This window comes from Croceicoccus marinus (genome assembly GCF_001661675.2).
Lineage (GTDB): Bacteria > Pseudomonadota > Alphaproteobacteria > Sphingomonadales > Sphingomonadaceae > Croceicoccus > Croceicoccus marinus.
This window is the reverse complement of the sequence record NZ_CP019602.1, coordinates 733,366-752,223: the sequence shown is the minus strand read 5'-3', so window position 1 is coordinate 752,223 and position 18,858 is coordinate 733,366. Positions and strand designations below refer to the sequence as shown.

Annotated in this window: 18 protein-coding genes; 10 read left to right on the top strand and 8 right to left on the bottom strand. The window is 66.4% G+C overall.

The genetic code is table 11. The annotated features are described in order from the left end of the window. The first annotated feature begins 38 nt into the window (after positions 1–38). Positions 39–1,859, top strand: coding sequence for a translational GTPase TypA (gene typA, locus A9D14_RS03575; RefSeq protein ID WP_066842996.1), 1,821 nt, complete (start codon positions 39–41; stop codon positions 1,857–1,859). A gap of 112 nt (positions 1,860–1,971) precedes the next feature. After that, entirely contained in the window at positions 1,972–3,453 is a 1,482-nt protein-coding gene (putP, locus tag A9D14_RS03570; RefSeq protein WP_066842995.1) for a sodium/proline symporter PutP, read from the top strand. A 22-nt stretch (positions 3,454–3,475) separates the two neighbouring features. Here the strand turns inward: putP and A9D14_RS03565 are convergent, their stop codons facing one another. Further along, the gene (locus tag A9D14_RS03565; RefSeq protein ID WP_066842993.1) at positions 3,476–4,222 is read right to left on the bottom strand and encodes a hypothetical protein; all 747 of its coding nucleotides are present in this window, start codon (positions 4,220–4,222) and stop codon (positions 3,476–3,478) included. A gap of 124 nt (positions 4,223–4,346) precedes the next feature. On the opposite strand from A9D14_RS03565, the gene A9D14_RS03560 reads away from it, so the two are divergent. Together A9D14_RS03560 and A9D14_RS03555 are read left to right on the top strand one after the other, a co-directional pair. Beyond that, positions 4,347–4,970, top strand: coding sequence for a 6-phosphogluconolactonase (locus tag A9D14_RS03560; protein ID WP_332459780.1), 624 nt, complete (start codon positions 4,347–4,349; stop codon positions 4,968–4,970). A gap of 4 nt (positions 4,971–4,974) precedes the next feature. Further along, a complete protein-coding gene (locus A9D14_RS03555) occupies positions 4,975–5,463 on the top strand; it encodes an NUDIX domain-containing protein (RefSeq protein WP_087910450.1) in 489 nt (162 codons plus the stop codon). Here A9D14_RS03555 and dinB read toward each other — a convergent pair. Further along, positions 5,460–6,626 carry a DNA polymerase IV gene (dinB, locus tag A9D14_RS03550; protein WP_083987595.1) on the bottom strand — a complete coding sequence of 389 codons (1,167 nt, stop codon included), beginning with the start codon at positions 6,624–6,626 and terminating at the stop codon, positions 5,460–5,462. The genes A9D14_RS03555 and dinB overlap by 4 nt on opposite strands. Positions 6,627–6,763: 137 nt before the next feature. Here dinB and A9D14_RS03545 point away from each other — a divergent pair, with 137 nt between their 5' ends. From A9D14_RS03545 to A9D14_RS03525, 5 genes are all read left to right on the top strand, one after another. Continuing rightward, positions 6,764–7,954: a multidrug effflux MFS transporter gene (locus A9D14_RS03545; RefSeq protein ID WP_232468752.1), complete on the top strand. Its 1,191-nt coding sequence runs from the start codon at positions 6,764–6,766 to the stop codon at positions 7,952–7,954. A gap of 214 nt (positions 7,955–8,168) precedes the next feature. Then, the gene (locus A9D14_RS03540; protein WP_232468750.1) at positions 8,169–8,993 is read left to right on the top strand and encodes a ferredoxin--NADP reductase; all 825 of its coding nucleotides are present in this window, start codon (positions 8,169–8,171) and stop codon (positions 8,991–8,993) included. Positions 8,994–9,143: 150 nt separating this feature from the next. Next, positions 9,144–9,506: a thiol-disulfide oxidoreductase DCC family protein gene (locus tag A9D14_RS03535; protein ID WP_066842987.1), complete on the top strand. Its 363-nt coding sequence runs from the start codon at positions 9,144–9,146 to the stop codon at positions 9,504–9,506. Then, the gene (locus tag A9D14_RS03530) at positions 9,500–9,997 is read left to right on the top strand and encodes a DUF427 domain-containing protein (RefSeq protein WP_198302040.1); all 498 of its coding nucleotides are present in this window, start codon (positions 9,500–9,502) and stop codon (positions 9,995–9,997) included. Before A9D14_RS03535 ends, A9D14_RS03530 begins: the two co-directional genes overlap by 7 nt. A gap of 4 nt (positions 9,998–10,001) precedes the next feature. Then, on the top strand, positions 10,002–11,348 hold the full coding sequence (locus A9D14_RS03525; RefSeq protein ID WP_066842985.1) for an ABC1 kinase family protein: 1,347 nt from the start codon (positions 10,002–10,004) through the stop codon (positions 11,346–11,348). A gap of 6 nt (positions 11,349–11,354) precedes the next feature. On the opposite strand, the gene A9D14_RS03520 is transcribed toward A9D14_RS03525, so the two are convergent. Genes A9D14_RS03520 through A9D14_RS03500 form a run of 5 tightly spaced genes read right to left on the bottom strand, consistent with a single transcriptional unit; the run spans position 11,355 to position 15,472 of the window. Beyond that, entirely contained in the window at positions 11,355–12,443 is a 1,089-nt protein-coding gene (locus tag A9D14_RS03520) for an NAD(P)/FAD-dependent oxidoreductase (protein WP_066842984.1), read from the bottom strand. Next, positions 12,436–13,539 (bottom strand): type III polyketide synthase, encoded by a 1,104-nt coding sequence (locus tag A9D14_RS03515; RefSeq protein ID WP_066842982.1) that lies wholly within the window; start codon positions 13,537–13,539, stop codon positions 12,436–12,438. The genes A9D14_RS03520 and A9D14_RS03515 overlap by 8 nt, the downstream gene beginning before the upstream one ends. Further along, a complete protein-coding gene (locus A9D14_RS03510; RefSeq protein ID WP_087910449.1) occupies positions 13,536–14,741 on the bottom strand; it encodes a beta-ketoacyl-[acyl-carrier-protein] synthase family protein in 1,206 nt (401 codons plus the stop codon). Before A9D14_RS03510 ends, A9D14_RS03515 begins: the two co-directional genes overlap by 4 nt. A gap of 30 nt (positions 14,742–14,771) precedes the next feature. Next, the gene (locus tag A9D14_RS03505) at positions 14,772–15,008 is read right to left on the bottom strand and encodes an acyl carrier protein (protein WP_232468748.1); all 237 of its coding nucleotides are present in this window, start codon (positions 15,006–15,008) and stop codon (positions 14,772–14,774) included. Continuing rightward, complete coding sequence (locus A9D14_RS03500) at positions 15,008–15,472, bottom strand: DUF2147 domain-containing protein (RefSeq protein ID WP_232468746.1); 465 nt, start codon at positions 15,470–15,472, stop codon at positions 15,008–15,010. Before A9D14_RS03500 ends, A9D14_RS03505 begins: the two co-directional genes overlap by 1 nt. Before the next feature lie 198 nt (positions 15,473–15,670). Between A9D14_RS03500 and A9D14_RS03495 the strand changes: the two genes are divergently transcribed. Continuing rightward, positions 15,671–16,339, top strand: coding sequence for a methyltransferase domain-containing protein (locus A9D14_RS03495; protein ID WP_232468744.1), 669 nt, complete (start codon positions 15,671–15,673; stop codon positions 16,337–16,339). 6 nt (positions 16,340–16,345) lie between these two features. On the opposite strand, the gene A9D14_RS03490 is transcribed toward A9D14_RS03495, so the two are convergent. Further along, positions 16,346–18,748, bottom strand: a complete 2,403-nt coding sequence (locus A9D14_RS03490; RefSeq protein ID WP_083987591.1) for a PAS domain S-box protein — start codon at positions 18,746–18,748, stop codon at positions 16,346–16,348. Between the last annotated feature and the right edge of the window lie 110 nt (positions 18,749–18,858).

The window sequence follows — 18,858 nt, the reverse complement described above, 5'->3', positions numbered from 1 at the left end:
CTCGACCAGCAGACAGATGATTTATTGAAGAGGGACCAATGTCCGCCGACCTTCGCAATATCGCGATTATCGCGCACGTCGACCATGGCAAGACCACGCTCGTCGATCAGCTTTTCCGCCAGTCCGGCACGTTCCGCGACAACCAGCGCGTCGAGGAACGCGCGATGGATTCGAACGATCTCGAAAAGGAACGCGGGATCACCATTCTCGCCAAGCCGACCTCGATCGTGTGGGAAGGCCTGCGCATCAATATCGTCGACACGCCCGGCCACGCCGACTTCGGCGCCGAGGTGGAGCGCATCCTGAGCATGGTCGACGGCGTGATCCTGCTGGTCGACAGCGCCGAGGGCGCGATGCCGCAGACCAAGTTCGTGACCGGCAAGGCGCTGGCGCTGGGGCTCAAGCCCATCGTCGTCGTCAACAAGATCGACCGTCCCGACGGCCGCGCGGACGAGGTGCTGGACGAGATCTTCGATCTGTTCGTCAGCCTCGACGCCAATGACGAGCAGCTGGACTTCCCCACGCTCTATGCCTCGGGCCGCAACGGCTATGCCAGCGAGGACCTGACCGCGCGCGAGGGCGACCTGACCCCGATGTTCGAACTGATCCGCGACCACGTCCCCTCGCCGGGACTGGACGAGGATGCACCGTTCAGCTTCCTTGCGACGCTGCTCGACCGCGACAATTTCATGGGCCGCGTGCTGACCGGCCGTGTCCAGTCGGGCGTGATCCGCACCAACGACCCGATCCGCGCGATCGATGCCGACGGCAAGGTGATCGAAACCGGCCGCGCATCCAAGCTGATGTCGTTCCGCGGGCTAGACCGCGTTCCCGTCGACGAGGCGCGCGCAGGCGACATCATCGCGCTGGCGGGCCTGGAAAAGGCGACCGTGTCGAACACCATCGCCGATCCCTCGGTCACCGAGCCGATCGCCGCGCAGCCGATCGACCCGCCGACGCTGGCGATGCGCTTTGCCGTCAACGACAGCCCCTTTGCGGGCCGCGAGGGCGACAAGGTCACCAGCCGCATGATCCGCGACCGCCTGATGCGCGAGCAGGAGACGAACGTCGCCATCCGCGTCACCGAAAGCGCCGACAAGGACAGTTTCGAAGTGGCGGGCCGCGGCGAACTGCAGCTGGGCGTGGTGATCGAGACGATGCGCCGCGAAGGGTTCGAGCTGGGCATCTCGCGTCCGCGCGTGATCTTCGGCGAGGAAGGCGGCAAGCGCACCGAGCCTTACGAGACCGTCGTCATCGACGTTGACGACGAATATTCGGGCACGGTCGTGGAAAAGATGCAGCGCCGCAAGGCCGACCTGACCGAGATGCGTCCGTCGGGCGTGGGCAAGACCCGCCTCGCCTTTTCGGCGCCGTCGCGCGGCCTGATCGGCTATCACGGCGAATTCCTGTCCGACACGCGCGGCACGGGCATCATGAACCGGCTGTTCGAGAAATACGACGCCTACAAGGGACCGATCGAGGGGCGCCAGAACGGCGTGCTGATCTCGAACGGCACTGGCGAGGCCGTGGGCTATGCGCTCAACAGCCTCGAGGATCGCGGCATCCTGTTCGTGGCCCCGCAGGAAAAGCTGTATGAAGGCATGATCATCGGCGAGAACGCCAAGCCCGACGATCTGGAAGTGAACCCGCTGAAGTCCAAGCAGCTGACCAACTTCCGCTCGACCGGCAAGGACGATGCCATCCGCCTCACCCCGCCTAAGCGGATGACGCTGGAACAGGCCATCGCCTATATCGACGATGACGAGATGGTCGAGGTGACGCCGCAGTCGATCCGCATCCGCAAGGCGCTGCTGGATCCGAACGAGCGCAAGAAGGCCAAGCGCAAGATCGACGCCTGAGCCTGTGAAAACGCGCAAGGATCCTGGCGAAAGGCGCCTTGCCGCGATGAAATCGGTCTAATTGGGGCCGGACGGTGGCCAAACGGGGTTCGCGGCGATATGTCGCGGCCCCATGGCTACAGGAACACTGATCTCACTCACCCTCTATTTCGTGCTGATGCTGGGCATCGGCCTGTTCGCGTGGAAGAAGTCGACCGACAGTTCGGAAGGCTATCTGCTGGGCGGACGCAACCTGCATCCTGCCGTCGCGGCGCTGTCCGCGGGCGCGTCCGACATGTCGGGCTGGCTGCTGCTGGGACTGCCCGGCGCGCTTTATGCCGCCGGCCTGGTCGAGGCGTGGATCGGCATCGGCCTGTTCGTGGGCGCGCTGGCCAACTGGATCATCGTCGCGCCGCGCCTGCGCGAGCAGACAGTGTCCTATGGCAATGCGCTGACGATCCCGGAATTCCTGGCCAATCGCTTTCCCGACCGCGCCATCGCGCTGCGCGTGATATCCGCCATCATCATCGTGCTGTTCTTCACCGTCTATACCGCCGCCGGGCTGGTGGGCGGCGGCAAGCTGTTCGTGACGAGCTTTGCCGGGCTGTTCGGCGATACGGGCATGTCCGACTACATGACCGGGATCTGGCTGACCGCTGGCGTGGTGCTGGCCTATACGATGGTGGGGGGCTTCCTGGCCGTGTCGCTGACCGATTTCGTGCAGGGCTGCATCATGGTCGTCGCGCTTGTCCTGATGCCCGTCGTCGTGCTGACCAGCGACGGCGGCAGCGCCACCGTGACCGAGGCGGTGCAGGCCGTCGATCCGGCGTTCCTGTCGCTGTTCAACGGTCTGACCGTGATCGGCTTCCTGTCCGCCGTGACCTGGGGCCTGGGCTATTTCGGCCAGCCGCATATCATCGTGCGGTTCATGGCGGTGAAGGAAGGCGGGGTGCAGACCGCGCGCAATATCGGGATGAGCTGGATGTTCGTCTCGCTGATCGGCGCGCTGGGCGTGGGCATCCTTGGCCGCGCGCATGTCGAGATCAACAATCTGGTGCTGGACGATCCGGAAACGATCTTCATCCTGCTGGCCGACACGCTGTTCCACCCGCTGATCACCGGCTTCCTGCTGGCCGCGCTGCTGGCCGCGATCATGTCGACGATCAGCTCGCAGCTGCTGGTCGCTTCCTCTTCGCTGACCGAGGATTTCTACCGCCTGTTCCTGCGCAAGCATGCGTCCGAGCGCGAGACGGTGAACGTGTCGCGCCTGTGCGTGCTGCTGGTGGCGCTGGCCGCCATCGCCATTGCCGCGGATCCGACCAGCGAGGTGCTGGGCCTCGTCTCAAACGCGTGGGCCGGGTTCGGCGCGGCGTTCGGGCCGCTGATCATCCTGGCGCTGACGTGGGACCGGATGACCGGATCGGGCGCGGTCGCGGGACTGGTGACCGGTGCGGTCGTGGTAGTCGCGTGGATCGCGGCGGGCCTTGGCGACAGCTTCATGGGCGGCCCCGGCGTGTACGAGATCATTCCCGGCTTCATCGCGGCCTGGGCAGCAATCGTGATCGTCAGCCGCATGGGGTCGAGCGTGCCGGTGCCGCGTGCGGCCGTTCAATAGGGGCTGATACCGACCGGGCCGTTCAGGCGATGAATTCCCCGGCCAGCATCAGCGCGGCATAGAGCCCCGTGCCCGTCAGGAACGGCCAGAGCCTGCTCTCGCGCTCCTGCGGCAATTCTTCCTTCAGCGTGTTGAGCACGATCCCGCCCGCCAGGAAGGCGAACAGGAACCCGATCCCGACCTGCGGTACGGTGACAAGCGCGCCCAGCAGCCAGCCTGCCGCGACCGCCGCGCTGATCACCCAGCGTCCGCGCCGCTCATACGCTTCGCGGTGATCCTCCCTCATGCCGTGGTCCACGGTCATGAAATGCAGCGCCATCGCCCCGAAATACAGCGTAAGCGACGCCCAGCCGCCCTCCTCGCGGTGCAGCAGCAGATAGCCGATCAGCAGGTTCAGCGCCGCATAGCTGCTGGCGTGCACCCATTCGAGATGATCCTCGTACTGATCCCCCTTGCCCTTGGCGCGCGATTTCGCCCGCGACAGCCGCACCTTGCGCTCGAGCGCATAGAACGCGACCAGGCCGAGCAGCGCGAGAGAATAGACCATGCTTTCTGCCAGCGTATCCGACAGGCCAAGCTCGTTCGAGAATGCCCGCTGGTGCAGGGCCAGATCGGGCAGCAGGTGCAGGAAGACATAGCCGACCGCGACTCCGCCCGAAAACGACAGCCAGCGGTGGCGCGGCAGCACGTCGAGCCATCGCAGCCGCCCGATATACAGGTGGATCGCGACGAAGACGGCAGTCATGGCGGCAGTGATCGGCAGCAGCATGCTATGGTAATGCGCGAAGCGGCGGGCTGGTCCCGGAGGTCCTTGCGATTGCCATGCGGCATCGCCACCTGAACCCGGTGACCGCGCAAGCGATGACCGCCCAACATAAAGGAGCCTGACGCCCGTGCTGACCGAGATCGAATATCAAAAGGGCTGGAGCGATGCCGACATCGCCGACTGGCTGGCGCAGCAGCTGAAGGATGCGCTGGCCCAGCGCGAGGGTAAGGTGGCGGTGACGGTGCCGGGCGGATCGACCCCCTTCCCCATTTTTGAAGAGCTGGCGAAGCACGATCTCGACTGGCAGCGGCTGGAATTCTGGCCGGGCGACGACCGCTGCGTCCCCGCCGATCACGAGGCGAGCAATTACGGCCGCCTTGCCGCCGCGCTGGCGGATACGGGCGCGAGCGTGGTCGAACTGACCGAGGACAAGCAGGCCCCGCATTTCGCGCTGGCCTGGCTGGGCATGGGGCTGGACGGTCACGTCGCATCGCTGTTTCCCAACACCGATCCGCAGGTCGACGACCCGCGGCAGATCCGACGGCTCACCCCCGATCCGCTGCCGCCAGAAGCACCGTTCGACCGGGTGACGCTGACCCTGTCCAAGCTGCTGACCGCAGAGGCGCTGATGTTCGTGGTGCGCGGCGAGGACAAGCTGGCGCTGTTCGAGGAAGCGGCGCGGGGCGACAACGATCTGCCGGTCGCGCGGCTGCTGCAGGCGGCGCGCATGCGGGTCGCCTGCTTCTCGTAAGCCATTGCCCGACATTCCCCTTGCCGGGCTGATGCCCCCTGCCGTCCATCGGCTCGCGCTCAAGCTGGGCGAGCGGGCGCGGCGGATCTGGTGGCGCTGGCGCAAGCCGCAACTGCGCGGCTGCGCGCTGGTGCCGCTGAACGCCGACGGCCATGTGTTGATGGTGCGGCACAGCTACCGCGCCAGGGGCGAATGGCAGCTGGTGACGGGCGGGGTCGACAAGGGCGAATCGCACGAACAGGCCGCCGCGCGCGAGCTGGAAGAGGAAGTCGGGCTGAAGGCGCACGAGCTTGCCCGGGTCCTGCGCGAGCCGGTGGAAATGCACGGCGCGAGCAATGACGTCATCGTGTTCCTGGCCCGGGTCGAAGGCGCCTTTCGCATCGACAACCGCGAGATCGCCGAGGCGCGCTTCTTCGCGCCCGATGCGCTGCCCGCTGCCATGTCGGAATGGGCGCGGCGCTATGTCGAGGCGGCGCTGACGCATCGCGGCTAGAGCAGGTCGAGCTGGCGGGTTTCGTCCCCGCGCTTCCTGGGCTGTACGCCCTCCAGCTTCGACAGCGTCAGCCCCATCAGCCGGATCGGGCGCGGCAGCGGCATCATGTCGGCCAGTAGGCCTTGGCCGATCGCGGCGAATTCAGCCTTGCCGCCGACGAATTGCGGGATCGACCGCGCACGGCTGGCGATCTGGAAATCATTGTATTTCAGCTTCAGCGTGACCGTGCGCCCGCGCACCTCGCCCTTTTCGATCCGGTCCCAGACGATGTCGACGATATTGTCCATCGCCTCGCGCAGTTCGGCAGGGGCGGACAGATCCTGGTGGAATGTGCGCTCGCCGCCCAGGGACTTGCGGATGCGGTGCGACCGCACCTCGCGCAGGTCCACGCCGCGGGCTGCGCGGTAGAGATAATCGGCAAAGCTGCCGAAATGCGCGCGCAGGAACGGCAGGTCGCGCTCGGCAAGGTCGGCGCCGGTCTCGATCCCCAGCCGCTTCATCTTTTCCGCGCCCTTGGGCCCGACGCCGTGAAAGCGCGACACCGGCAGGCCCGCGACGAATGCCGCCCCCTCGCCCGGCCGGATCACGCAGAGCCCGTCGGGCTTGTTCTGGTCCGACGCCAGCTTGGCCAGGAACTTGTTGTAGCTGACGCCCGCGCTGGCGGTCAGCCGCGTATCCTCGCGGATGCGGCGGCGGATGGCCTGCGCGATGCGGGTGGCCGAGCCGAGATTGTGCCGGTCCTCGGTCACGTCGAGATAGGCCTCGTCCAGCGAGAGCGGTTCGACGAGGTCGGTATAATCGCGAAAGATCGCGCGGATCTGGCCGCTCACCTCGCGGTAGACGTCGAAGCGCGACTTGCAGAACACCAGATCGGGGCACAGCCTTTTGGCGGTGATCGACGGCATGGCCGAGCGTACGCCGAAGCGGCGCGCTTCATAGCTGGCGGCGGCGACCACCCCGCGCCCCGACGATCCGCCGACGGCCACCGGCTTGCCGCGCAGTTCGGGGTTGTCGCGCTGTTCGACGCTGGCGAAGAAGGCATCCATGTCGACATGGATGATCTTGCGCAGCCCCGCCGCCCGGGCGTCGTCTTCCGTGTTCGCAGCGTCGGTCACCACGCCCCAATAGCGCAGCCGAAACGCGCTGGGCAGACATTCTTGCATGCGCGCCCGCAAGCGGGATCATGTGCAGGTGCAGCAAGTTTAGGGATTGAGCCGCGCCGGTTTCGGGCGCAAGGACAACCGTCATGTTCAAATTCCCCGCGCCGCCCCAATCCCTCGGGAGGGCGGAATTCACAGCCATGCTCGCATTCCTCATGTCGCTTCAGGCGCTGGGGATCGATACCATGCTGCCGGCGCTGGGCGATATCGCGCGCGATCTGGGCGCGGAAAATCCCAACGACAGGCAACTGGTCGTGGGCAGCTATCTGATCGGCATGGGCGTCGGGTCGCTGATCTTCGGCTTCCTGGCGGACCGGTTCGGGCGGCGGCGGGTGCTGCTGTGCGGGATCGCGGTCTATTGCCTGTTCGATTTCCTGTGCATGATCATCACCAGCTTTCCCGCGATGATCGCGTTCCGTTTCGCCAACGGCATGGTCGCATCGGCGGGCGCGGTGATCGCCAATGCCATCGTGCGCGACAAATACGAAGGCGACGCGATGGCGCGCATCGTCTCGATGATCGCGACGGTGTTCATGGTGGTGCCGGTGCTGGCCCCGACGATCGGGCAGACGATCCTGCTGGTGGCCGACTGGCGGTCGATCTTCGGCGTGATGTTCACCATGGGCATCATCATGTTCTGCTGGGTCTATCTGCGGCTGGCAGAGACCATGGCGCCGGAAAACCGCCAGCCGCTCGATGTGAAGAGGGTGGCGCATAATTTCCGGGTTATCGTCACCAACCGCGACGCGGTGGGTTACGTGCTGGGCGCGACGCTGGTGTTCGGCGGGCTGTACGGGTACATCAATTGCTCGGAACAGCTGGTCGCGGTGCATTTCGGACTGGGCGAGAAATTCGCCTATGTGTTCGGCGGCATGGCATTGTTCATGGCGGGCAGCAATTTCATCAATTCGCGCATCGTCGAGACGCATGGCGCCCGGCGGGTCAGCCACACGGCGCTGCTGGTCTTCGTGGTGACCGGGGGCCTGCAATGGGCGGCGGCCACCTATCATCCCGATGCCTTCTGGCTGTTCGCGCCGATCATGACCGTGAACCTGGCGCTGATCGGTTTCCTGGGCGCGAATTTCAGCTCGATCGCGCTCCAGCCGTTCCAGCATTTCGCAGGCTCCGCCAGTTCGCTGCAGACTGCGATGCGCGTGGGCGGCGGCGCAGTGCTGGGTGCGATCGTGGGCAGCGCCTATGACGGCACGGCGCGCCCGCTTGGCATGGCGCTGTTCGGCCTCTCGCTCGGCGGGCTGCTGCTGATCCTCTATAGCGAACGCGGCAGACTGTTCCGCCGCCGCAAGGGTTCGATCCCGCAGGTCGAGCGCTAGCGGGCGGCCCCTAAGCTGATTTTGCGGGGGTCAAAGATATCCTGCATTGGCTTTCACACGCGAAATCGGCACAAGCGACACTGTAGAGCATTAATGCGAGTGACTTGCATTACCAACCTTTAGGTTTATGAGGGCCACCGCCCCAGCTCGGCGGTTGCAATCGGACGCCTTTGGCACCAATTGCGCCGCACGAATGTCGAACCTGACCAAGAATATGGACCAAGCCTTGACCCAGCAGCCCCTCGTCCGCGAAGACTTCACGCCCTCCGCCGCTCTTGAAGTGGAAACGGTCAAGCGCGTGCATCACCTGAACGACGGACTGTTCAGCTTCTCGATCTCGCGCCCCGCCAGCTTTCGGTTCCGGTCTGGCGAATTCGTGATGGTCGGCCTGCCCAACGACGGCAAGCCGCTGCTGCGCGCCTATTCGATCGCCAGCCCCAGCTATGCGGACGAGCTTGAGTTCCTGTCGGTGAAGATCCAGGACGGGCCGCTGACGTCGCGGCTGCAGCACATCAGGGTCGGCGATCCGGTCTATCTGGGCAAGAAGCCGACCGGCACGCTGGTCACCGATGCGCTGATTCCGGGCCGCCGCCTTTTCATGCTGTCGACCGGCACGGGCCTTGCCCCGTTCATGAGCCTGGCGCGCGATCCCGACGTCTATTCGATGTTCTCGGAAATCGTGCTGGTCCATTCGGTCCGCAAGGTCAGCGATCTTGCCTATCGCGACCTGCTGGAATCGCAGCTGGCCGGCGATCCGCTGGTGCAGGACGAGGCGTTGCTGCAGTTCCATTACGTCCCCACCGTCACGCGTGAGGCGTTTCGCACCACGGGCCGCATCGGCCAGCTGATCGAGAACGGCAAGCTGTTCGAGAACGTCAGCGGGCCCAAGACCTTCGATCCCGAAAACGATCGCGTGATGCTGTGCGGCAGCATGGAAATGATCAAGGACCATGCCGCCGACCTGGAAGCGCGCGGCTTCGTCGAGGGCAGCAATGCCAAGCCCGGCCATTTCGTGATCGAGCGCGCCTTCGTCGGCTGAACGGCGGGCGTGCCTGCCCGGCGCGCCTCCTGAACCGGTGCGCTTGGGCCCGCCCAGCGGCGCTGCTGTCCGAAGGGCGGTCGTTGCCCTTTGGGGCAGGATTATCGCGCGGCCCTGTGAGAGGGGCCTTCGGCTTCCCATATCACTCGCATGTCTGACCTGATCGTCTGGTACGACGGCGCGTGCCCCCTGTGCCGCCGAGAGATTGCCCTGATGCGCCGCCTCGACCGGCGCGGCGCGATCCGTTTCCTCGATGTCGCATGCGGAGCCGGAGGCGATTGCCCGGTCGACCGCGCGGACCTGTTGGAGCGCTTCCATGCGCGCGAGGATGGCCGCCTGCTGTCGGGTGCCGCCGCCTTTGCGGCGATGTGGCGGGCGATCCCGCTGCTCCGTCCGCTGGGCATCGCGGCGCGCGTGCCGATTGTGCTGGCGCTGCTGGAACGGGCATATCGGGCGTTCCTGGTCGTGCGCCCGCGATTGCAGCGACTGGCTGAAAAGAGCGCGCCATGCTGAGGCCCAGACCCGATCCCGCCGGACCCGGACAGGAAAGCGTCTGGGATTTCCCGCGCCCCGCGATCTGCGAAGCGGTCGATGCACATGTCGTGATCGAGCATGCGGGCATGACCATCGCTGACAGCCACAGCACGGTCCGCACGCTCGAAACCAGCCATCCACCCAGCTATTACATTCCGCCCGCCGATATCGCCCCCGATGTGCTGCGCCGCGCCGCGGGTTCGTCTTTCTGCGAGTGGAAGGGGGCGGCAACCTATTGGGATGTCGTGATCGGCGACATGGTCCTGCCGCGCGTCGGCTGGAGCTATCCAAGCCCAACCCCCGCCTTTGCCATGCTGCGCGATCATTTCGCCTTTTACGCCGGCCCGTTCGACCGCTGCAGCGTGGACGGCGAGACGGTGACGCCGCAGCCGGGCGAGTTCTATGGCGGCTGGATCACCAGCCGCTTCGCAGGCCCCTTCAAGGGCGTGCCCGGCAGCCGCTTGTGGTGATGCGATGACCGATGATCGCACCACGCGCCGCGGACGGACGGTGCCGCGCGGACGGCTGTCGCGGCTGGGCCACTTCGGCCGGCTGGCAAGCGGCGTCGCCGGGGGCATGGTCGCCGAAGGCGCGCGCCGCCTGGCCGATGGCGAGCGGCCCCGCATGCGCGACATGCTGCTGACGCCCGGCAACGTGGGCAAGGTGGCCGAACGGCTTTCGCACCTGCGCGGCGCGGCGATGAAGCTGGGGCAGATGATCTCGATGGACGCGGGCGACATGCTGCCGCCCGAACTGGCCGAAATCATGGCGCAGCTGCGCGACAACGCCGATCACATGCGGCCCGCGCAGCTGAACCGCGTGCTCGAACAGCAATGGGGCAAGGACTGGCGCACCCGCCTGCGCCGCTTCGACGCGATACCGATCGCCGCCGCCTCTATCGGACAGGTCCACCGCGCGACCACGCTGGAGGGGCGCGAACTGGCGATCAAGGTGCAATATCCGGGCGTGCGCGAAAGCATCGATGCCGATGTCGACAATGTCGCGACCCTGCTGCGCATGTCGGGCCTGCTGCCGCGCGAGCTGGACATCGGCCCGCTGCTGGCCGACGCCAAGCGCCAGCTGGCCGAGGAAGCGGATTACGAGCGCGAGGGCGCGCAGATGAAGCTGTTCGGCGAGCTGCTGGCGGGCACGCCCGAAGTTTCGGTGCCCGAACTGGAAGAGCAATTCACCACCGACCGTGTGCTGGCGATGAGCTTCCTGCCCGGCAAGCCGATCGAATCCCTCGTGGGTGCGCCGCAGGATACGCGCGATGCCGTGATGCATACGCTGATCTCGCTGGTGCTGCGCGAATTGTTCGAATTCGGGGTGATGCAGACCGATCCTAATTTCGCGAACTATCGCTACCAGCCCGAAACCGGGCGGCTGGTGCTGTTGGATTTCGGCGCTGCAAGGGCCATCGAGCCCTTGACCAGCGATGCCTATCGCCGATTGTTGCAGGCAGGGTTTGCGGGCGACCGCGATGCCGTGCGCCACGCCGCGGTGGAGGCGGGATTCATCGGCAGCGGCGCGGTCAGCGGCCACCGTGAGCGGATCGACCGGATCCTGGAAATCATCATCGGCGAGATGACCCGCGAAGGCCCGTTCGACTTCGGCGACCGGCAATTCGTCAGCGTGGTGCGCGACGAGAGCATGGAGATGGCCGCCGACCGGGCGACATGGCACATCCCGCCGTCCGACCTGCTGTTCGTCCAGCGCAAGATCAGCGGCACCGCCTTGCTGGCAGCGCGGCTGAAGGCACGCGTGGATGTGCGTTCTCTGGCGTCGCAGTGGCTGGACGATGCGCGGGTGTCGGCGGGATAGGCACGCCTACGACCAGCGCCGCAGCCGCGTGGCCTGTGCAAGATGGTGCAGCAATCCGGGAAACGCGGCCAGCAGACCGATCCCGGCCTGGCGCAGCAGTCGCGTTTCCTGAATATGCTGCAGCGCCATGGCGCGCCTGACCTGCCCATGCACTTCGCGTGCGTGCCGCCGGTGATAGTCGCGAACCGTCTCGCCCTGTGCGACACAGGATGCCGCGACGAAGCCGCTGCGCAGCGCCAGCGCCATGCCGTCGCCGGTCAGCGATGCCGTCATGCAGGCGCGGTCGCCCAGCGGGTACAGCCCCTCGGCCATGGCGGGGCGCGGCGCGATGCCATAGGCAAGGTTCGCGATGGTCGCCGGGCGTTCCATCAGCGGCTCTGCATCGCGCAGCAGGTCGCCGCAATGCGGCAACGTCCGCAGCATCGCCATCACCGCATCCCAGCTCCCTCCCAGTTCGCCCAGCCTGTCCTTGCGGATGACGAGGCACAGGTTCGCCGTCCCGTCCTCGACCGGCTGGAGCCCTGCATAGCCGCCGTCAAACAGGATCAGCCTGATCGTTCCGGCAATGGCCCTATGGGCGGATGGAGGCAGTCGGAAATGCATCTTGAACCCGGCGAAAGGATCGGGCCCGCCATCCGCCTCGGTGCGGTCGCCGCGAATACGATGCTTGCCGGTGGCGAGCAGGATCGCGCCCGCCTCGTGCCCGCCGGCGCTGGTGGATACGCGGTGCCCGTCCATGCTGGTGACCCGGATGCCGCGGCGCACATCGACGCCGGACCGGTCGGCGCTCTCCAGCAACACCTCGTCCAGCCGGTAGCGGCTGAGGCCGAGCGCGGTGAAGGGTAGCCGCGAGCGTACCAGCCGTGCGCCCGAGCACAGTTCGACCATGTCGATCGGCGTGCCCCCCAGCGCGACCGGGTCGATGCCAAGCGCCTCCAGGTGATCGCGACCCTGGATCGAAAGGAACTCGCCGCAGATCTTGTGATGCGGGCCGCTTTCCCGCTCGATCAGCGTGACCGACTTGCCGGCCCCCGCCAGAAGGATGGCCGAAGCGCTTCCCGCCAGCCCGCCGCCAAGGACCAGCGCATCAGTCACCGGCCGGCAGCAGCGTGAAGCGGAAGCTTTCGGCCGCAAGCCCCGGCCCGAACGCCATGGCCAGCCCCTTTTGCGGCGCGGCTCCCTTGTTGGCCAGCAGCCGGGCCAGGACGAACATCAGCGTGGCCGAGGACATGTTGCCGAACTCGCTGAGCACCGCCCGCGAATGATCGAGCGCATCGCTGGAGAGGCCGAGCCCGTTCTCTACCGCGTCCAGGATGCTGCGCCCGCCCGCATGCACCGCGAACAGATCGAAATCCTGCGGCGCCTGGCCGCGCAGCAGGCCATCCGGGGCGTTATCGGACTTTTCGCGCTGCAGCGTCTCGCCGATGCGGGCGGGAACCTCGCCGCCCAGATGCATGTCGAAGCCCTGGTCGCCGATGTCCCAGGTGATCGCATCGGCGGTGCCGCCGATCGTCGCCGCGCGAAAATCGGCAAGCGCGATGCCCTGCGTTTCGCCGGTCACCAGCGCCGCCGCCGCTCCATCGCCGAACAGCAGCATCGACAGCAGCTTCTGCAGATTGTCGCTGCGCTGGAAATGCAGCGAGCATAGCTCCACCGTGACGACCAGCACGCGCGCCGAGGGGGTCGAACGCACGACATGATGCGCCAGCCGCAGGCTGTTGACCGCGGCATAGCAGCCCATGAACCCGACCAGCGTGCGCTCCACTCCCGGATCGAGGCCCAGCCGCCGCACGATCAGCTGGTCGAGACCGGGCGCCACGAAACCGGTGCACGAGGCGACGACCAGATGGGTGATCCCCGCCCGCGCGATGTCGGGATCCAGCGCCTGGATCGCGGCGATCGCCAGCTCGGGCGCATCGCGGCGATAGCGCAGCATGCGCGCCGCCGTGGTCGGCCACTCTCCGGTGCCGTAGAAGCCGTCGCTGTCACTGATCGTGCCATCGGGCAGGGTGACGGGCTTGAGGTAGGAGAAGCGCTGGCCGATGCCGGAACGCTCCACCATGCGCGTGAACAGGCGGCGTTCGCGCGCGTCGTGGATCGTATTGGTCACGAATTCGACGAAGGCGGCGTGCACCTTGTGCGGCGGATTCGCGGTTCCGATGCGGTTGATATGCGCGGTAGCCGGGTTCATGCGCGGGTTCCGATCAGCACGGCGTTGAGCCCGCCAAATGCGAAACTGCTGGATACCAGCGCATCGCCGATGAAATCCTGCCCCTCGATCGCCAGCGGCACCTCGCAATCGGGATCGGGGCCGAGATGACCGAGTGTCGGCGGCGCGAACCCGTCATGCAGGGCCTTCATGCCAAGCAGGAATTCCATTGCCCCGCCTGCGCCGATCATGTGTCCATGCGCCGATTTGGTCGCGATGACGCAGTGCCGGTCCAGCCAGTCGCCATAGACCGCGCGCAGGGCAGCCGCCTCGGTCGCGTCGTTGAGCGCGGTGCCGGTGCCATGCGCCGACACCAGCAGCGGACCGTCGAGCGCGACGCCGGCGTGCTGATGCGCGGCCCGCAAGGCTGCTGCCATGCCCGCGGCATCGGGAGCGGTCATCTGCCCGGCATCGCTGCTGGCGCCGTAGCCTGCCAGCCTGCCCAGCACGGCCGCGCCGCGCGCCTGTGCATGATCCTCGCTCTCAAGCACCAGCATCGCGGCGCCTTCGCCCAGCACCATGCCTTGCCTGCCCCGGGAGAAGGGGCGGCAGGTGTCCGGGGCCAGGACGCCCAGCGATTGCCAGCCGGTCCAGGAACCCCGGTTCAGGCAGGCCTCTGCCCCGCCGACGATAGTGACGTCCACCCGGCCCGCGCGGATCATGTACATCGCCTCTCCCAGCGCATGGGCCGACGACGCGCAGGCGCTGGAAATGGTGAAGGCGGGGCCGTGGATGCCGTGCAGCATCGCGACATGCGCCGATGGAGCGGCGATCATGGAACTGGGGATGGTCTGCGGATGGACCTTCGCCTGTCCCTGCCCGAACAGGCGCTGATAGGCGGTGTCGACGGTGGCGTTGCCGCCGCTGCCGCATCCCACGACGACGGCGGTGCGGCTATCGAGCGACGGGCTGCCGGTCAGCCCCGCCTGCTCCAGCGCCTCGCCTGCCGCGATCAGCGTGAACAGCGACAGCGGATCGAGCCGGCCCAACCGCCTGAGGCCATCGGATGCGGGCGGAACAAGCGCATCGACGTCCTCGATCGCCGCCGCGCAGCCTTCGATGCCGCCGCGCGATAATGGCTGGATCGCGCCCTCGCCCGCCTTGAGCCGCCGCCAGCTTTCCGCGACCCCGACGCCAAGGCCGCTGACGCAGCCCATCCCGGTGATCAGGACCGCGCGGTTCAAACCACGGCTCCGGTCAAGCGCCGACTCCGGTCAAGCTTTCGCCTTTTCGCGGATGCGGTTCACCAGCTCGCCCAGCGTCATCTCGGGCGTGACCTGCTCGGGCTCGATCTCGACGCCATAGCGGTCCTCGACCTCGAACAGCAGGCTGACCATGTCGATCGAGGATATGTCGAGCGTGCCCAGTCGCGCGTCCATGTCCAGCCTTGCGCGGGGCAGGCCGCTTTCCTGCGCGACCATCGCCATTATCTCCTCGTCGCTCATGGCCATCAGTCCTTCCCCACGCGTGTCCAGTGCTTGGTCCTGCATACGACCAGGATGCATCCTGTCACGTCGAGGCGATCGGGTGAAGCCAGCGTCATGCGGGCGCGCACGGTGCGGCCCGCTTGCGGGTCATAGGCCTCGCCATCTTCCCAGCGTCCCCCTTGCGGCGTGAAGCCCGACAGAACCCTGATACCGACAAGGTCGCGGCCGCGCAGCGCCGGATCGGGGTTGTTGGCGTCGTTCCGCGGGGCCGCCGGGTCCAGCACCTTGACCAGCGTGCCGCAGGCCGCGTTGCCGCAGCGCCGAATCTCGATAATCCCCGATTTGTCATGGGTCAGCCAGCGGCCGAACACGCTGGGTTCGCCGGAAGCCGCGCCGGACTGCGCCCATGCCGCCCCGCCGCCGGCCAGCAGGGCCAGGGCTGCCGAAAGCGCGAGCGCCGTGGGACGCGATCTGGGATTCAAAGTCAAGTGCAGGCCATGGTGTTGAAAGCTCCCCGCGGCGGAGATTCCCGCCGGACCGGCACGATAGAACAGTTGCGCCACTCCGTGAATGGGAACCTGCCGCACGGCGCTTGGTTCCGTTGCTGCCATCGTGCACGACGATGATGACAACATCAGGGTGCCGATATGACAAGCCTTGCCGAACGATCCCGCCAAAGCGAGCAGATGGACGCCGACGACCTGGATGCGGCGACCTATGCGCAGGTCATGGCCGGGCTGGCGCGGGTCAATCGCTGGACGTTCACCGCCCATTCTGTGCTGCCTTTCCTGAAGCGGGCCGCGGCACGGTCCCCGTCGTTCTCACTGCTGGACGTGGGGTTCGGACAGGGGGACATGCTGCGCACTATCGACCGCTGGGCACGGCGGCGCGGCATCGCGGCAAGGCTGGTCGGGGTCGATCTCAATCCGCGCAGCGCCCCCATCGCCCGCGCGGCGACCGAGAGCGGCATGGGCATCGACTTCCGCACCGGCGATTATGCCGATCAGGCCGATGGCTTCGATTTCATCATCAGCAGCCAGGTCGCCCATCACATGACCGACGACCAGTTGCAGGCCTTCATCCGCCACATGGAGGGCACGGCGCGGCGCGGCTGGGTGATCGGCGATCTGCACCGGCACCGGCTGGCGTATCAGTTCTATCCGCTGCTGGCGCGCGCGCTGGGCGTGCACCGCATCGTGCGCGAGGATGGGCAGCTTTCGATCGCGCGCTCGTTCCGCAGGGCCGAATGGGCCGCCATCATGGAGCGGGCTGGCCTGGCGCCCGACCAGTACCGCATCGTGCGCCGGTTTCCGTTCCGCCTGTCGGTGGAGCGGGACAAGCGGCCCGCTCCCTGATCCGGTTCAGTCCGCCGAGCCGACGATGTCGCGAACCTCGCGGTCGCTGAACGGCTTGCGCAGCACCGAGATACCGCGCGAAACTATCTCGTCGGGCACGACGCCCCCCGTCGCGATGACGATCTCGGGCCGGTCCGCCCGCCCCAGCAGTTCCAGCACGAAGGCGCTGGCCTTGCCGTCGGGCAGGCTCATGTCGGTGATGACCATGTCCGGCGCTGCCTTGTCCAATTGCTGCTGCGCCTCGCGCAGCGAGCCGGCCTCCAGCGTCTGGTGCCCCAGTCCATCCAGCAGTTCGACCAGCGACATGCGGATGAACATCTCGTCCTCCACCACCAGGATGCGCCTGGCCCCGCCGGTCCTTGCGGCTTGTGCCGGTTGCTGCGGCACGGGCTCTGCCCTGGACGGAGCGACGGTGCCGGATTTCTCCAGCACGGAGCGGATCTTCTGGCTAAGCCGCTCGACGGTATAGGGCTTGCTGATCAGTTCCACTCCATCGTCCAGCCGGCCTGCATGGACGATGGCATTCTGCGTATAGCCCGAGGTGAACAGCACCGCCAGATCGGGCAGCCGCTTTTGCGCCATGCGTGCCAGTTCGGTCGATTTCAGCTTGCCCGGCATCACCACGTCGGTGAACAGCAGGTCGATCGCGATGCCGCAATTGACGATTGCCAGCGCAGCGTCGGCGTTCTTGGCCTCGACCGCCCGATAGCCCAGCGTGGCCAGCAGCGCCATGACGGTTGAGCGGACCTCGTCGTCGTCCTCGACCACCAGCACGACTTCGTTGTCGCCGGTCACCACGACGGGATCGGACTGCCTCCGTTCGGTGGCCTCGGTGGCCTGGGTGCGCGGCAGGTAGATCCGCACGGTCGTGCCCTGCCCCAACTCGCTATAGATCGCGATATGGCCGCCCGACTGCTTGACGAAGCCGAATACCATCGACAGCCCCAGGCCGGTGCCCTTGCCCGATTCCTTGGTGGTGAAGAAAGGTTCGTAGACCCTGGCCAGGTTCTCCTCGGAAATGCCGCAGCCGTCGTCGGTCACGGCGATGACCACATATTGACCCGGCTCGGCATCGGGATTGTTCAGGATGTACTCGTCGTCGAGCGAGGCATTGCCCGCCTCGACCGTCAGCCTGCCCTCTCCCTCCATCGCGTCGCGCGCATTGATGACAAGGTTGAGCAGCACATTCTCGAGGTGGTGCGGATCGACGATGCAGTTCCACAGCCCGGCCGCCACGACCGTCTCGATCTCGACCGTTTCGCCCAAGGTGCGGCGCAGCATGTCGTCCATGCCGCGGATGATCCTGCCCGCATTGACAGGCTCGGGGCGCAGCGGCTGCTGGCGCCCGAAGGCAAGTAGCTGGGTCGCCAGGTTCGCGCCCCGCTTCACGCCAGAGATCGCATGATCGATGCGCCCGGCCGCCCTTTCCGTGGTGTCGGGATCGGCCTTCATCAATTGCAGATTGCCGCTGATGACCTGCAGCAAATTGTTGAAGTCGTGCGCGATGCCACCGGTCAGCTGGCCGATGGCCTCCATCTTCTGCGACTGCACCAGCTTCTCTTCCAGCGCCTCGCGCTCGGCGATGGCTTTGTCGACGCGCCGGCGCAGTTCGGTGTTGAAGGAATTCAGCGCCTTGCGGGCCTTCAGGTCCTCGTCGATGTTCCGCGCCTCGATCACCGTGCCGATGGTGTTTCCCTGGCTGTCGGTCATCGGCGATGCGGTGAAGGCGACGTTGTAGAAATGGCCATCCTTGTGGATGAACACCTCTTCCCCGCGCGTCTGGTTATGCTGCGGAAAGGCCCGGTCGATCGCGCATTCCTCGATCGGGAACGGCCTGCCGTCGGGATGATGATGGTGGATGACATCGTGAAGCGGGTGCCCCAGCGTTTCCGCGAAGCTGTAGCCCGTCATCTCCTCGGCCGCCTTGTTCATGAACGAACAATGCTGCCGGTCGTCCATCATGAAGACCGCCATGGTCGTGTTGTTGAGGATGGCGTCCAGCCGCGAGCTTGCCGCCTCCAGATCGCGCATGATCTTCCTCTGGTGCGATATGTCGTGGATCGCGGCATAGAACAGCGGCTTCTCTCCGCTGGTGATCAGCTGCAGCCGGACGTCGACGTCATAGGTCGAACCGTCGGCACGCCTGTGCACGGTCTCGAAATAGAGCTTGTCGGTCTCGCCATCCAGCAGCGGCTGGACCAGCGCCCTGAATTCGGCTTCCGGATATTCGGGCTTCACGTCCCACGGACGCAGGTCCGAAAGCTGCTCCGCGCTTATTCCCAGGTTTTCGCGGGCGCCCTTGTTGACGAGAAGGAAGCGGAAATCTTCGGCCCTGAAGACATAGACCTCCGAAGCGGCCTCGTCCACGATCTGGCCGAGCCGCTCCACGCTCAATGAAGTTTCCGTCATCCTTTGCCATTCCTCTTTCGATCGCGCAGGACGACGACCTCGTCAGTTCGAACGACCTGCCGACGGTCGGGGCAGGCAGAATCGCACCGCCAGCGGCGCGAAAAATCCGA

Coding starts and splice junctions, on each gene's coding strand:
- typA (WP_066842996.1), top strand. CDS start 39: ATGTCCGCCGACCTTCGCAATATCGCGATTATCGCGCACGTCGACCAT.
- A9D14_RS03545 (WP_232468752.1), top strand. CDS start 6,764: ATGCTCGCATTCCTCATGTCGCTTCAGGCGCTGGGGATCGATACCATG.
- A9D14_RS03505 (WP_232468748.1), bottom strand. CDS start 15,008: ATGGCCATGAGCGACGAGGAGATAATGGCGATGGTCGCGCAGGAAAGC.
- A9D14_RS03530 (WP_198302040.1), top strand. CDS start 9,500: ATGCTGAGGCCCAGACCCGATCCCGCCGGACCCGGACAGGAAAGCGTC.
- A9D14_RS03540 (WP_232468750.1), top strand. CDS start 8,169: ATGGACCAAGCCTTGACCCAGCAGCCCCTCGTCCGCGAAGACTTCACG.
- A9D14_RS03495 (WP_232468744.1), top strand. CDS start 15,671: ATGGACGCCGACGACCTGGATGCGGCGACCTATGCGCAGGTCATGGCC.
- putP (WP_066842995.1), top strand. CDS start 1,972: ATGGCTACAGGAACACTGATCTCACTCACCCTCTATTTCGTGCTGATG.
- A9D14_RS03525 (WP_066842985.1), top strand. CDS start 10,002: ATGACCGATGATCGCACCACGCGCCGCGGACGGACGGTGCCGCGCGGA.
- A9D14_RS03515 (WP_066842982.1), bottom strand. CDS start 13,539: ATGAACCCGGCTACCGCGCATATCAACCGCATCGGAACCGCGAATCCG.
- A9D14_RS03565 (WP_066842993.1), bottom strand. CDS start 4,222: ATGCTGCTGCCGATCACTGCCGCCATGACTGCCGTCTTCGTCGCGATC.
- A9D14_RS03490 (WP_083987591.1), bottom strand. CDS start 18,748: ATGACGGAAACTTCATTGAGCGTGGAGCGGCTCGGCCAGATCGTGGAC.
- dinB (WP_083987595.1), bottom strand. CDS start 6,626: ATGCAAGAATGTCTGCCCAGCGCGTTTCGGCTGCGCTATTGGGGCGTG.
- A9D14_RS03535 (WP_066842987.1), top strand. CDS start 9,144: ATGTCTGACCTGATCGTCTGGTACGACGGCGCGTGCCCCCTGTGCCGC.